Raw genomic sequence first — 13,614 nt, forward strand, 5'->3', positions numbered from 1 at the left:
AAAACCTGCGACAAACTCAAATACATCGCACGCCCCGGCACCACCGCGCCCGTCAAACCGGGAATCGACCCGACCGCGGTCGGCAGCAAGGCTCGGGCCGCCGCACCGGCCAGTGCCTCAACGGAATTCCCGCCGTTCGCCCCCTTTCTCCCAGGCACCGGGACCCGCCTGCTCGCGGCGAGGCTTGCCCAGCATCGCCGCAGCCGGTCGGCGCAACGCCGCGAGCTGCAGGCCCAGCACCACGCCGACACCGATCGCCGCCGTCGACACGATCGCCTCCGCCACCGCATCCCACGCACCAGGGACACGAGCGAAAACCTGCGACAAACTCAGATACATCGCCGGTCCCGGCAGAACCGCGCCGGTCAAACCGGGGATCGTCACGACCGCGGTCGGCACCTTCAAGATCCGGGCCGCCGCACCGGCGAGGACGCCGAGCACTGTGGTGGCGAGGAAAATCGACACCGGTGCGGACAGGCCCAGCGCCGAGCGTCCGGTCCAGTTCACCAGCGACGTCACGAGTCCGGCCCCGCAGGCGAGCAGCCACCATCGCATCGGAGTGCCCATCAGGATCGCGTTTCCCAGCGAACCGACCAGCGCCGTCACCGGGACCAGCGCGAGCGGCAGCGCGGCGAGCGAAACGCGGCTTGCCTCGCCGAGGATGTCGAGGTCGTTCGCCACCGACACCACGACCATCACCCCGGTCGCGATCGCCCCGGTCAGCAGCAGCACTGTCACGATCCGCGCGGCGGCCATCAGATGGAAGTCGCCGACCGCGTCCTCCACCAGCGACACCAACGACAGAATCGGCAGCAACAGCACGAGATTGGCCGCCGAAAGGCTCGCTGCTTCGTGCCCGGTGAGCAAACCCAGCGACAGCAACGAAATCGCGACGGCCAGCACGGTGCTCGCCTTGGCCGCGACCTGGAAGAACTCCGCGATGCCGACCGTGCTCAACGCCCAGCCGACGCGGTTGGCGAAGACGAACAACCCGGCCGACACCACCGCGGCGAGCACAGTCCCGTTCGCCTGCAGGCAAATCATCGCCGCGAGCAAGCAGCCGCCGAGCAGACTTACGTACCACGGCCAAGTCGGCCCCGCTTGAGCGAGGATTTCGGCGTCGCGCTCGGCATCGGCAGGCGAAATCGTACCGGCACCCGCGCGGACCGCGAGCGCCTCCAGATCTCCCATCCGGCCGATGTCGCGCGCGTCGTTCGCCCGCACGCTCCCGAACAGCACCAGTGGTTCCCCGCCGCCGCCAGGGCAGTATTGAAGGTGAATTGCCCGTACTCCCACCGAAATCCGCAGATCCTCGACGCCGCCCGCGAGCGCCAGCCCGCGGACCGTGCGCACGATGACCGCCGTTTCGATGCCCTGCTGGAACATCTGCATCGCCACGTCGAGCGCGAAGCTCAGCACCCTTCGCGCCTGTTCGCGCTCGTCCTTTGCCATGAACCGCACTTTAAGGAGGCACCCAGACAAAAATGCGCCCGCGAACGCGTCGCTCCGGCAGCTTCGCCCGATCGTGGCTTTTCCACGGTCCGCGAGGCGCTCAGGGCTCCCCTCACGGCAATGCCAGGGCCTTAAGACGGCGCTGCGGGTGCGGTTCGCCCAGATCGGAGGACCCGGGCGGAGCCAGGCGCCCGCACGGACCTCAAGACCTGGCCACATGGTGATGAATCGGGCATTCCGGCGGCACATATGTCCTTTGTGGACGGTCAGCAGACAGGGGCTGCGCAGCTCAAGTCCCTGGCATTGTTCCCCTCACAAGCACCACGCCGCCCACCTTTGTTCCAGCCACCGGAACACCCTCGGACGGCCACCTGCGCGACCGGTCAGGATGGCCACACTTCCGAGTGAACCGCCGCGATACCTGTGACACGGCCCACATCTGAACCGATACACCCTCTGCCGTGCCTTCGCACCGCGAGCGAGCCGAACAGCGCGTCCAAGACCTGGGGGAACCACCCGTGATCACTGCCGCAGAGCTTTTCGTCGGGCAGGCATTCCGGCGACCGGCGGAGGGGACGGCCGTACCGGAGCCGGTGGTCGCGCTGCTCGGGCCGAAGGGCTCGGGCAAGAGCACCGCGCTGAAAGCGATCGCCGGCGCCTGCGGCGGCACGCTCGTCCACGCCCGGCTCGATTTCCAGGACGCCCGCGTCGCCGACCCGATCTCCGCCGTCGCCTGCGTTTCCTTCCTCCTGGCGCGGCACTGGGACAATCTGCCGCGCGACCCGGCTTTCCACCGCGTCGGGCTTTCCTTGCTGGCGCTGAACGAAACCCTGCCGCAGGACCGGGACGCCGCCCGCGCGTACGTGCTCCAGCTCATCGGAAGCTACCTGCACCAGGAAGAAGACGAGCGGATCGCGGACATGGCCGGCGCGGCGGTCCGATTCGCCGTTTCGCTGTCCGGGATCGGAGATCAGGTGCCGGGTCCCGCGGTTCAGAAAGCGGTCAGCAGCGGAATCGGCGCGCTGCTGCGTCTCGCGAACCGACGGCGGCGAAGCGTGCGGCAGGCGCTGCGCTGGTTCAGCGGCCTGCTCGAGGGAGCCAGCACGATCGACTCGTTGATCGAGCTGAGCCAACGCGGTTCGGACCCGCTCCCGCACGTGATGAACGCGTTCCTGACTGATCTGCAGCGCAGCGCCGACCAATGGACGACGCCGGTACGGCGATGCCAGTGTCTGGCCCCGCGCGGACAGGACGGCCCGCACGAGCACGCCTGGGCGTTGCTGATCGACAACGTCGACGCCACCCCCGCGGGCCGCGCATTCCTCACCGCATTCATCCGCGCACGACAGAATCGGTTGCCCGAACGCGATCCGCTGCTGATCGTGGCGGCAATGGACCGGTGGTCGGCCGCTTGGGGCCATGAGTGGCGGGAACCGTGGCTGACGAAGGCGGACTGCCCGGACGGGCGGCCGGTCCCGCTGCTGTCCCAGGCCGATTTCAAGCAGTGGACCCAGCACCTGGCCGCCGCCCGGGCGGGCGCGGCGCGGGCCTGGTATCCCGTCTGGCTGGACCCGCCCGGCCCCGAGGTGCTCCGCGAACTCGCCCCGACCACCCCGGACGGCTGGGAACCGGCTGTCTTCGACGAGTTCGTCCAGCGCCTCTCCGGCGGCCTGCCCGCCGCCGCGCAGGAGATCGGCCGCTGGGTCGCCGAACTGCCGACGGACGTCGCACCGCTCGACCGCTCGCTGCTTTTCCAGCCGTACGAAGGAATCGCGCTGTGGGAACGCGCGCTGAAGTCCTTCCTGCCGATGTCGCTGCTGGCGGACGCGCTGCACGCCGTCATTCCGCAGGCGGTCGCGGTGGCGGTCCGGCTCGGCCAGCCGGGGCGGTCGGCCGGATTGGATCCCGCCGCCTTTCCCGACGCGAACGACATTCTGCGCTCGCTGCGGGAGAACCTGTGGATCAGCACCTTCGCCGCCCGGCCTTCGCGCCTGTGGCCGGTCTCCGCTCCCGGGCGGGAACATCCGGCGGCCCTGCACCCGTGGCTGCTCGCCTGCCTGCTGGCGGGTCTGCACGCGCAAAGCGCCGACCGCCATCCCGTGGCCATGACGTGGGCCGAAGTGTTCGGGCGGATGGCGAACACCTGCGCCGAACCGACCGGCGAGACCGAGGATCAGGCCCGGCGGTTGTATTACGCGCTCGCCTGCGACAACTTCGCGCCCGTCGTCCGCGAACTGGTCGACCAGTTCGCCGAGGTCGCACACCCAGCCTGGGTTCGGCTGGTCGACCAGATCACGATGGCTCCGTGCCGCCTGCCCGCGGTCGAGCCGACCGAGGACAGCGTCACGAAGCTCGTGCCCGACGGGCCGCCGGGGCGGGAATCGGCCGAGGCCGCGATCACCAGCATCGTCGCGCGGCTGTGGCTCTACCACGACCCGCACACCGTTCCCAGCCCGTCGCACGACAAGCGCATCTCCAAAAACTTCACGAGGCTGGCCGGCAACTACGCGGCCGGAGACGACACCGACGCGCTGACCGAGGCCGCCGCGCAATTCAGCGGCCGGTAAAGCCACCCCTTCCCCGACAGGAGCGCGATGCGCCTCATCAGAAAATTCCTGCGCTGGTTCACCTGCAGATTCCCGCGTCTGGTCAACTGGGTGCTGCGGCGCCCGGTGACGGCCACCAGCTTCGCCACGCTGACGGTGGCCGCCCTCGTCGCCGCGATCTTCCTCGTCCCCCCGCTGTTCGCGCCGTGCGGGGACGGCATGTCCGCCGACGCGACCGACGCCTGCGTCGGCATCAACCTGGACAGCTCGCAGTTCCGGAAGGACGAACCGGAGCACATGCGGGAACTGGAAAAGACGGTCCGGGCCGCCAACGAAGCCGTCACCGACAACTACGTGTCCGTCGTGCTGCTCCAGGACATGACGCCGAACGAAGGCATCGACACCAGGCTCTACCCCGACCTGTATGCCGACATCGAGGGCGCGCTCGCGGGAACGTGGCGGGCCAACCACACCGCCGCGTTCCAGGGCAGCGTGCCGAAAGTGAAGCTGTTCCTGGCCAATATGGGCAGCCAGTACGCCAGCTGGTCCGAGGCCGTCGACAAGATCTCCGAACACGCGGCCGCCCACCATGTGGTCTCGGTGATCGGGCTCGGGCAGAGCCTGGACAACACCCGTGCGGCGGCGGCGAAACTGACCGGTCAGGCGCATCTGCCGGTGATCGGCGCGACGGTCACCGGGGACACCATGAACCTCACCCCCGAGGGCAGGCTCAACACCGGCTTCTTCCGCACCTCGCCCACCAACACCCACTCCGTGGCGGCCGCCGCCCGGTACATCGCGGGCATCGAGCCGGACCCGTCGCGGGTCGCGATCGTGCAGGACAACGTTCCCGGCGACGACTACACCCAGACGCTCGGCGCGATGGCCGTCAAGGAAATGCCCGCGGCGCACCGGTTCCCGTTCACCTCGCCGGGCCCGCTGCCTCCCAACGTCTCCCGTGCCGACCCGCTGCTCACCCAGTTCGCCTACCTGGACCAGAATCTCTGCTCGGTCGCGCCGACGGTCGTCTACTTCACCGGCCGCGGCATCGATCTCGGGCCGTTCGTGCAGTCCTGGACGCAGGGGAACACCCCGTGCGCCAACGGGAAGCTGACCGTCGTCACCGGCGACGACGGCGGCTCCTCGATCAACGAGGCGAGCCTCCGCGACGCCGTCCGCGGCGGCCACGTCCGGGTGCTGTTCACCTCGCTGGCCAGTCCCGACGAATGGGGGCCGTGCAACGGTTCCGGGGAACAGGCCGCCTACAACACTTTCCAGGCGGTCTTCACCGGCAAACCCGGCGCGTGCGACGGCCAGCCGGTCCGAGCGGACGACGGGACCACCCCGCTGGCTTTCTCCGTCGCCGACCTGGGCAGCGGCGAAGGCATCCTCACCCACGACGCCATGATGGTCGCCGTGACCGCGGCCAGACGCGCCGCGAACGGCGTCGCCGACACGGTCGTGCGCGCGCCCCTGTCCCAGATCGGGCTCATCGAGGAAATGCGGTGCCAGAACGCCGTCCGCGGCGCGAGCGGCAGCATCCAGTTCAGCCCTGATCAGGCGCAGTACGGCAACCCGGTGGAGAAACCGTTCCCGGTCGTGGAGATCAGGGCCGACGGATCCACCGGGACGGTGTGGAACAAGGCGGTCACGCCTGCTGTGGCGAAAACGTCCTGCTGACGCCCCGGTCCGCGAGCCAGCCCCGGTAGCGGCGCAAGGCGCGTTGCTGCAGAACGGTTTCCTTCAGCAGCGCCAGCTTGGGATTCGTGCGCAACAGCGGCGCACGGCCCGCGCCGAGCCGTCGCAACTGGCGGCGCACCCGGGCCATCCCCGCCGCGGACGCCAGCGCTTTGTCCTTGATCGTCACCGGCTCGAGTTCGACAGCGGCGTCCTCGCCGTGAAGCCACTTCTTCGGCAAGTCAGGGTCCACCGCGAGGGCGGTCCCCATCCCCGCCAGCTCAATCCCGCCCGCCAGGACCTGCTCGGCGACCGAACGCCGGACGATGCCACCGGTCAGCATCAGCGGCAGCGGGCTTGTCCGGGCGAGTTCTTCCGCCAGAGTCAGGAAGTACGCCTCCCTCGCCACCGTGCGCTCGTCGCCGGACCGGCCGGACATCGCGGGACTTTCGTAGCTGCCGCCGGACAGTTCGACTACGTCGACACCGAGCGGAGCCAGCATTTCGATCACCCGGCCAGCGTCCGCGGCGTCGAATCCGCCGCGCTGGAAATCGGCCGAGTTCAGTTTCACCGCGACCGCGAAATCCGGGGAAACGACGTCTCGCACGGCTCGCACGATGTCGAGCAGCAGCCGCGCGCGGTTGTCCAAACTGCCGCCCCATTCGTCGGTGCGCGTGTTGACCAGCGGCGACAAGAACTGTGACAGCAGATACCCGTGGGCAGCGTGGATCTCGACGCCGTCGAACCCGGCTTCCTCGGCGCGACGCGCGGTCTCGGCGAAACGCGCCACCGTCTGTCCAATGTGGTCAGCGGTCATCGCGGTCGGCTGGGCGAGCCGCTTGCTCTGCTTGCCGAGGTCCACCTTGATCGCCGACGGACCCCACGCGACGCCGGGCAGGTTCGCCATCACCTGGCGTCCGGGGTGGTTGATCTGCATCCACACCCGCGCACCGCCGCTCTTCGCCGCGTCCGCCCACGCGCGGAACGGCTCCAGCGGCGACCGCTCGTCCAGGACGATGCCCGCCGGTCCGGTCATCGCTTCGGCGTGCACCATCACGTTGCCGGTGATGAGCAGCCCCGCGCCGCCCTCGCTCCAGCGGCGGTACAGGCGGCGCATCCGCTCGTCGGGCAACTGCCCGGAGCCGGCCATGTTCTCCTCCATGGCCGCTTTGACGAGCCGGTTGGCCAGCGCGGGGCCGTGGGCGGGCGCGAACGGCGCGAACAGGGGCGAGGTGGTCATGATTCCTTCGATCCGTGCGGTATGTTTGCAGTGCTCACATGAGAATAGGAGGCGATGTAAGCAGTGTCAACTTCCGCGAAGGACGGCTATCATCACGGCGACCTCCGGGCCGCCTTGCTGACGACCGCGATGGAGATGCTCGAGCAGGGCGAGCAGTTCTCCCTGCGGGCTGTCGCACGGAAAGCGGGCGTTTCCCCGACCGCGCCGTACCGGCACTTCGCCGACCGCGACGCCCTCGAATCAGCCCTCGCCGCCCAGGGCCTCCGCGATCTGAACGACGACCTGGCCCAGGGCGGCGCGGTGCCGACCACGGTCGCCGAATTGGCCGAATTGGGCGTCGCATACGTCGACTTCGCCCTGCGCCGACCGGCGCTGTTCCGGCTCATGTTCGGCAACGCCTGCGACGACACGAACGACGAGCGCGTCCAGGCCGCCGCCGCGGTGCACGAAACGCTCGCCCGCGCCGTCGCCACCGTCTTCCCCAAGGCAGACCTGGCCGCCATCACGATCGCGGGCTGGGGAATGGTGCACGGACTGGCCAGCCTGCACCTCGACGGCAAGCTCGCCAGCGACTCCCCCGACGACGTCGCCAAACGGGTCCGCGCGTCCTTCACCGCGGTCTTCGCTGCCCGGGCGGGTGAGTGACGACCCCAGTGTTGACAGTGCTCACATCGAGGCTTACCGTCATGTAAGCACTGCACACATGACGCGACAGGAGCGACCCCGATGGCATCGACCGGAACTGTGGACGTCGACCTGGGCGGTCGCCTCGTCACCGTCCCCGAGGGCGGCCTGTACGACCGTTACCGGATGGCCGCCGACCTGGACGAGGTCGCCCGCGACCCACGCGTCAGCGGCGTCGAGTTCTTCCGCGGCCTGCCGAAGACGAGGGTCGAGTCGCCGATCGGGCCCACGCTGACGCCGAACTTCTACTACCGGATGTCCTCGGCACGGCTCACCATGCTCGCCCGCTCCCGCGCGATCCGCGCCCGGCTGCCGCGGGAACTGGCCCCGCTGGAAGTCGCGCCCGGCCTCGGCCTCGTGTCGGTGATGTTCTTCCGCTACGACGTGTGCGACATCGACTTCTACACCGAAGCGGCCGTCGGTGTCGCGGTCCAGCCCGCGCGGCATGGCAAGCTCGGGTTCGTCGACCTGCTCACCGCGCTCAAGAACGACCACCTCGACACCTACGTCTTGTCGCTGCCGGTCAACACCGACATCGCGCAGGTCCGCGGCCACGACGGCTACGGCTTCCCGAAGTGGGTCACCGAACTGGACGTCGACATCAACGCCGAACGCACCACCGCCCGCGTCGCCAACGACGAGGGCGACGCCGATCTGACGCTGTCCGCCGCCACCCCCGCGCAGACCAGGCACCCCAGCGGGGAACGCGTTTCGACCCTCACCTCGTACACGACCATCGACGGCGCCTGGCACTCGACGCTCAGCCAGACGAACGCCCTGTCGTCCGGTAGCGCGTCTTTCCCGCGCACCGTGAATCTGCAGCTCGGCCGCGGCCGGATGAGCGACGACCTGCGCTCGCTCAAGCCGACCCGCCCGGTCCGGTTCGACGTGCTCGCCGAAGGCCAGCTCGCGCTGCACCTGCCGGTCCCGTACTCGGTTCCCCAGCGAGGAGTTTCGCGATGACCAAGGTGCTGCAGGTGCTTTCCGCCGCCCGGGTCTGGACGCTGAAAGACGGCACCGAACACCCGACCGGATTCTGGGCCGAGGAGTTCGTCGTCCCCTACACGCTGTTCGCCGAAGCGGGCTGGGACGTCACGGTCGCCACTCCCGGCGGCAAGCAGCCCGTGGTCGACAACCTCAGCCTCGGCGTCAAAGGCGGCGTTCTTCCGCGCACCGCCAAGAAACTCAAGGCCGAACTCGACCGCCTCTCCCCCGTGCTGGCCCAGCCCGCCGATCTGTCCGAAGTGGACCCCGACGACTTCGACGTCGTCTTCTATTCCGGCGGCCACGGTCCGATGGAAGACCTCGCCGTCGACCCGGTTTCCGGTGCGTTGCTGACCGAACGGCTGGCCTCGGCGAGGCCGCTCGCGCTGCTGTGCCACGCGCCCGCCGCCGCGCTGGCCGCGAAGAACCCAGACGGGACCTGGCCGTTCGCCGGATACCGGATGACCGGGCTTTCCAACGTCGAGGAACGGTTCAACCCGTTCGCGTGGAAAGCCAAGTGGCTGCTGGAAGACCGGCTCAAGGAGGCTGGCGCGGACTACGTCGCCGGCCTGCCGCTGAAGTCTCACGTGATCGTCGACCGCACTCTTTACACCGGCCAGAATCCCGGCTCGTCGGCCGCGCTCGCGCGCCGGATCATCGCCGACGTCTCCGCCGCATAGCGCGAATGACGCCACGGCTTACGCTCATAGGCTGATTGTGCTCACCCGTCCCCGCGCGCAACGATACCCGGGCCGCTTCGCGAGGCGCACCACAAAGCGATAATTCCGGACAGAGACGGACGGATTTCCGATGAGACAATCACGGTTCAGATCGCTGCTGGCCGCGGTGGGCGGCGCATTGCTCGCATTCCTGCTGATTTCCCCCGCCGCGTCCGCCGCACCTGCCAAGCCCGCGTCGCCCGCCACTGTCGGCGACCTCGGCGGAATGATGCTTCGCGAGTTCTGCCAAGCGAACGGGTTCGCGGACGTCACGCGGCGCGCCGACGTCTGGTTCTGCGTCGGGAACCACAAAATCGACACCGCGGTGCCGTTGACCGCTGCCTGCCGGTGGCAATTCTCCGACCTGGTGCGGGCCGGTTTCACCGTGACCAACAACGGCGGCCGGTGCTGGGCCAATCCGTCCGCGTACGCCGACGTCGGCGGAATCGAGGTCAACAAATACTGCAACTCCCTCGGCTATTCCGACGCGAGCGTCGGCGACAATGTCGCGTCCTGGCGGTGCGTCGGACACGGAACGTCGGTTCCCATCGACTTCCACGCGGCCTGCCGCTGGCAGAATCCGGCCTGGGTCGCCAAAGGCTTCAGCCTGGTGTCCTATTTCAACAATTACGGCGACCGCTTCGGGATCCGGTGCCTGGCCCTGTCGCGCTAGCTGGCACTCCGGCTCGCCGTCGGGGCATCGGCCGCTTCGACGGTGAGCCGCGCCAGGTTCGGGTTGTAGCGCGCGAGCAGGTAGAACGCGCGGCCCGCCATCACCAGGCTGTCCAGCGACTCCAGCCCGCGGTCCATCGCCGCCAGTTCCAGCTCGTCGCGGGCGACGCCCCACCGGCCGGCGAACAGGTCGAGGATCTTCTCGTGCGACAGGTCGTTGACGTCGCGTTCCTGGTCCTCGGCGAACACCCGGTCGTTGACCTCCCACGCGAGCCGCACGAGCCGTCGCGCGTCCTCCCACGACGGCTTCTCCCGCAGCTGCCGGAGCGGCAGTTCCTCCCACGTGAGGCCCGGATTCACCCGGAAACTGCGCACGAGAAAGGTCAGCAGTTGCGCTGACCGGGGCAGAGTTTCGCGCTCGGCCGCGGTCAGCCACTGCGCGAGGAAGGCCAGCCGCGCGGGGTCGGCCGGGAGCCGGTAGAGGCCCCGGTGCTCGCCGTGCCGCAAAGCAGTCTCCGCGTCGTCGGCGAGTGGCTCACTGCCGCATTCCTCGACGCATTTCGCTGCCAGAGCACGGAAAATCACCCTTCGGTGGAACGAGGGATAGTCGGCCGCGAACAGCTGGCAGGCGCGCAGCGCGCCGAGGTGGCCTTGGTGCGGCGAGTCCCCGATCTCCAGCCCCGACGCCGCCGTCTGCCACAGGTACAGAAAGGAAGTCCGGTTGACCGTCGGCGGGTCGAGCGGGGTCGGCCGTTCGTGCCGCAAGGCGTCCAGCAGCAGGATCGCATCCGAACGCTTGGGATCCAGCCGATGCGCGACGCAGTACTGGCCGATCTCGCGGGCCAGCTTCGGGTCGATCCCGGCTTCCCGGCCAGCCGCGGCAAGACCGTCGTAGGACCTCCGGCCGAAGGGCCAGCAGGCCAGGACAGCGACCAGCCGTGCGATGGTCTCGCTGTCGCACACCCCGGCCGCCACCGCCTGCGAGAAGGTCGCGCGCATGCACACCAACGGTTCCGAGAGCGGCCGGTAGTCCTCCTCCGGCGTGCTGTGCAGCAGGGTGACCTCGTCGTCCGCCTCCAGCCGCCCGTCGCGGTAGTCCGCGTAGATCCGGCCGACGCCCTCCATGCCGAAGACGTCCAGTTCGGCGGCCCGGAGCGCGCCCATGCTGGCCGCGCCCAGCACCCGCACCCCTTCGCCCAGCAGCGCCAGGATTTCTTTGTGCCGGACCGTGCCGACCTGGTGGAAGTAGCCGTCGACGATGCCGACCGCGTCCCCGGGAGCCAGCGACAGCCGGGGCAGATCGCCCGCGGCCACCGGAGGCAGCACCTCGATGTCCGAGTCCCGCGCGAGCTCGGCGGCGTCCGGCAGGCTCGGACCGGCGAAAAGAAGACGACGGGGCATGAAGGCGTCCGTTCCGGGTCAATGGTGCTGGAAGGAGGTTCCCGGGCAGACGACGTGCGCCACCGGGATCGCGAGGTCCGGCTGGGTCAGGTCGACATACAGCGGGGCGTGCCCGGTCACTCGCTTGACCCGCTCGGCGACGTCCCGCACTTCACCGGCCAAAGTGGCCAGCGGGGCCGATTCGATTTCGCCGAACGGGATCGCCGGGCCGTCGTCCTCCTTGAAGGGCGGGGAATCCGAGGACCGGCGGACCCCGAAGACGCGGGCTTCCCGGTACGGGGCCTTGCCGATGTCGTCGCGTGCTCCGGCGATGGCTGTGGCTCGGGACTGCGCGGCTTCGGTGAGCGCCCGGGACAACGCGACCGCGGCGTCCAGGTGAGCGCCGGAGCCGGTGAACGTCGCGGGGAACGCGTCGCTCCAGATCAGCACGTCGAAGGCCGGGATGCCGAACGGATTCGGCAGGAAGCTCATCTGGACGTGCACCTTGGCCGCCCGGTATTTCTCCAGCAGAGCCACCAGCCCGGCGTTCTCGACGGTTTCCGGGTGCACCAGCAACGGCTGTTCCCCGGCGGCCCGGCGCGCCATCGAGTCGCGTTCGACCACCTCGTACATCCCGTGCAGCAACGCCTCGTCCAGGGTGTTTCCGCTGGCCAGGCCGTTGCTGCTGATCCGGAACAACGGCGGGAGCCAGCGCTCGTCGAACCGGAAGTCGAGCGCGATCAGCTCGACGGGGACCAGCGACGTACCGCTGCCGTCGACCAGCCGCGCCGTCCGCCATTCCAACCGCGTGTCCGGGTTGAGGCAATGCCGGGCGGCCAGCGCGAGCTCGTCGACGCGGTACCCGGTGAACCGTTCGACCTCGCCGACGGCGGCTGTGTCGGCCGAGAATTTCAGCGGGTGTTCCGCGTGCCAGAGCTCGACGCCCTCCATCACCCCGGACACCCGGGCCAGCGCGGCGCTGACGCCCTTGCCCTGGGAAACCGAGAGGGTCAGCGCGTTCGGCCGCATCGCCTGGAACACCGGGATCCCGATCTCGTCGAGCCAGGTGACGTCGGCGACGCGGGTGATGCCGAGCCGCGGCAGTTTCGGTTTGATCCACTGCCACGTCTCCTCCGGCCGACGGCTCCGGTGCGTCCCGTCGAACACCACCTTGGCCGGGCCCGGATCCGCGGCCGTCTGCTGGGTCATCGTCGCCTCGTTTCTTCCGCGCCGATCGGGCTGGCGGCACGCACCGCCAGCCCGACCCCGGTCAGCAGCCGCAGAGTTCGCTGCTTTCGGCCACGCCCTCGGCGAACGGGGACTGGAAGGTCGAGATCTTTTCCGAGCGGACGCTCGTCAGGTCGGCTTCCAGTTCGGCGGCCGTGGGCAGCACGATTTCGTTCATGCGGGAACTTCCTTTCATTCCACTTCCCCTGCGGACCAGGGAAATTCGGGGGCGCGGACCGGCCTTCCCCGTGCGATCAGGCGGAAACGGCCCGCTCGAGCAGCGCCGCGTAGGCGATCCCGCCCTGCCATTCCTTGCGGCCGGCGATCCGCAGCCCCGCTTCGGCACAGGCCTTTTCCAGTGCGTCGGGATCGACGAACAGCCACGGGAACCACGGGCCGGCCTCGTCCTCGAGCCACAGCCGCATCCGGATGTCCCCGCGGTATCCGCCGTCGGGGAGTTCACGGGTGTTGAATGTTCCCGGCGGCAGTTTCCGCCAATCCGTGCTGGTGAACACAATGCGGCCGGCTTCGGTCAGCCACGAGGACAACCGAAGCAGGAATTCCGGCAGTGCGGCGAGCCGGGCCGCCATTCCGCCGTTTCCGCCGACCGCGAGCACCGTGTCCACGGGGCGCGGCGGCAGGTAGGAGAAAACGTCCGCCCGGACACAGGAGACGCCCGCGGCCCGCGCCATCTCCACCGCGGCCGGGATCAGCTCGATCCCGTGCCCACGGACCCCGCGAGCGGCGAGAATCTCCAGGTCACGGCCGGTGGCGCAGCCGATGTCGAGGACGTAGCCGTCCCGCACCCAGTCGAGCACGTCCGAGCCGACCGGCGGCTCGGCTCCGGGTTCCCGCTTCCACCATCCCAGCGGCTGCGGGGCGACCGGCAGCGTGCTGTCGCCGATTTCGACCGCGAAGGAACCCGGCCGGATTTCGCGTTGCAAAGCCTGTTCGAAAAAAGTGACATCCACGCCTGACACTCCCAGCACCATTGCCGAAATGCGAATGACGCCGGACCGGGCACCGAATCGCC

At 69.3% G+C, this 13,614-nt stretch carries 12 protein-coding genes; 6 read left to right on the forward strand and 6 right to left on the reverse strand.

Annotation, left to right across the window (positions count from 1 at the left end):
- Positions 1-117: 117 nt before the first annotated feature.
- Positions 118-1,452 carry a threonine/serine exporter family protein gene (locus ABZX37_RS01725; protein WP_354735049.1) on the reverse strand — a complete coding sequence of 445 codons (1,335 nt, stop codon included), beginning with the start codon at positions 1,450-1,452 and terminating at the stop codon, positions 118-120.
- Between the two features lie 518 nt (positions 1,453-1,970).
- Here ABZX37_RS01725 and ABZX37_RS01730 point away from each other — a divergent pair.
- Positions 1,971-4,019: a hypothetical protein gene (locus tag ABZX37_RS01730; RefSeq protein ID WP_354735050.1), complete on the forward strand. Its 2,049-nt coding sequence runs from the start codon at positions 1,971-1,973 to the stop codon at positions 4,017-4,019.
- Between the two features lie 27 nt (positions 4,020-4,046).
- The gene (locus ABZX37_RS01735; RefSeq protein ID WP_354735051.1) at positions 4,047-5,678 is read left to right on the forward strand and encodes an ABC transporter substrate-binding protein; all 1,632 of its coding nucleotides are present in this window, start codon (positions 4,047-4,049) and stop codon (positions 5,676-5,678) included.
- Here the strand turns inward: ABZX37_RS01735 and ABZX37_RS01740 are convergent.
- Positions 5,647-6,915: an NADH:flavin oxidoreductase/NADH oxidase family protein gene (locus ABZX37_RS01740; RefSeq protein ID WP_354735052.1), complete on the reverse strand. Its 1,269-nt coding sequence runs from the start codon at positions 6,913-6,915 to the stop codon at positions 5,647-5,649. The genes ABZX37_RS01735 and ABZX37_RS01740 overlap by 32 nt on opposite strands.
- 63 nt (positions 6,916-6,978) lie before the next feature.
- Here ABZX37_RS01740 and ABZX37_RS01745 point away from each other — a divergent pair, with 63 nt between their 5' ends.
- The 4 genes from ABZX37_RS01745 to ABZX37_RS01760 all read left to right on the forward strand — a co-directional run bounded on the left by ABZX37_RS01745 (position 6,979) and on the right by ABZX37_RS01760 (position 9,975).
- Positions 6,979-7,560 (forward strand): TetR/AcrR family transcriptional regulator, encoded by a 582-nt coding sequence (locus tag ABZX37_RS01745; RefSeq protein ID WP_354735053.1) that lies wholly within the window; start codon positions 6,979-6,981, stop codon positions 7,558-7,560.
- Between the two features lie 81 nt (positions 7,561-7,641).
- Positions 7,642-8,562, forward strand: coding sequence for an acetoacetate decarboxylase family protein (locus ABZX37_RS01750; RefSeq protein WP_354735054.1), 921 nt, complete (start codon positions 7,642-7,644; stop codon positions 8,560-8,562).
- Positions 8,559-9,263, forward strand: coding sequence for a type 1 glutamine amidotransferase domain-containing protein (locus ABZX37_RS01755; RefSeq protein ID WP_354735055.1), 705 nt, complete (start codon positions 8,559-8,561; stop codon positions 9,261-9,263). Before ABZX37_RS01750 ends, ABZX37_RS01755 begins: the two co-directional genes overlap by 4 nt.
- A gap of 130 nt (positions 9,264-9,393) precedes the next feature.
- A complete protein-coding gene (locus ABZX37_RS01760) occupies positions 9,394-9,975 on the forward strand; it encodes a hypothetical protein (protein WP_354735056.1) in 582 nt (193 codons plus the stop codon).
- Here ABZX37_RS01760 and ABZX37_RS01765 read toward each other — a convergent pair.
- The 4 genes from ABZX37_RS01765 to ABZX37_RS01780 all read right to left on the reverse strand — a co-directional run bounded on the left by ABZX37_RS01765 (position 9,972) and on the right by ABZX37_RS01780 (position 13,552).
- Positions 9,972-11,375, reverse strand: a complete 1,404-nt coding sequence (locus ABZX37_RS01765; RefSeq protein WP_354735057.1) for a TfuA-like protein — start codon at positions 11,373-11,375, stop codon at positions 9,972-9,974. The genes ABZX37_RS01760 and ABZX37_RS01765 overlap by 4 nt on opposite strands.
- Before the next feature lie 18 nt (positions 11,376-11,393).
- Positions 11,394-12,563, reverse strand: coding sequence for a YcaO-like family protein (locus tag ABZX37_RS01770; RefSeq protein WP_354735058.1), 1,170 nt, complete (start codon positions 12,561-12,563; stop codon positions 11,394-11,396).
- Positions 12,564-12,624: 61 nt separating this feature from the next.
- Positions 12,625-12,759: a hypothetical protein gene (locus ABZX37_RS01775; protein ID WP_354735059.1), complete on the reverse strand. Its 135-nt coding sequence runs from the start codon at positions 12,757-12,759 to the stop codon at positions 12,625-12,627.
- A gap of 76 nt (positions 12,760-12,835) precedes the next feature.
- Positions 12,836-13,552: a methyltransferase domain-containing protein gene (locus tag ABZX37_RS01780; RefSeq protein ID WP_354735060.1), complete on the reverse strand. Its 717-nt coding sequence runs from the start codon at positions 13,550-13,552 to the stop codon at positions 12,836-12,838.
- Positions 13,553-13,614: the final 62 nt, after the last annotated feature.

The organism is Amycolatopsis sp. NPDC004079, from assembly GCF_040610415.1.
Taxonomy (GTDB): Bacteria; Actinomycetota; Actinomycetes; order Mycobacteriales; family Pseudonocardiaceae; genus Amycolatopsis; species Amycolatopsis halotolerans.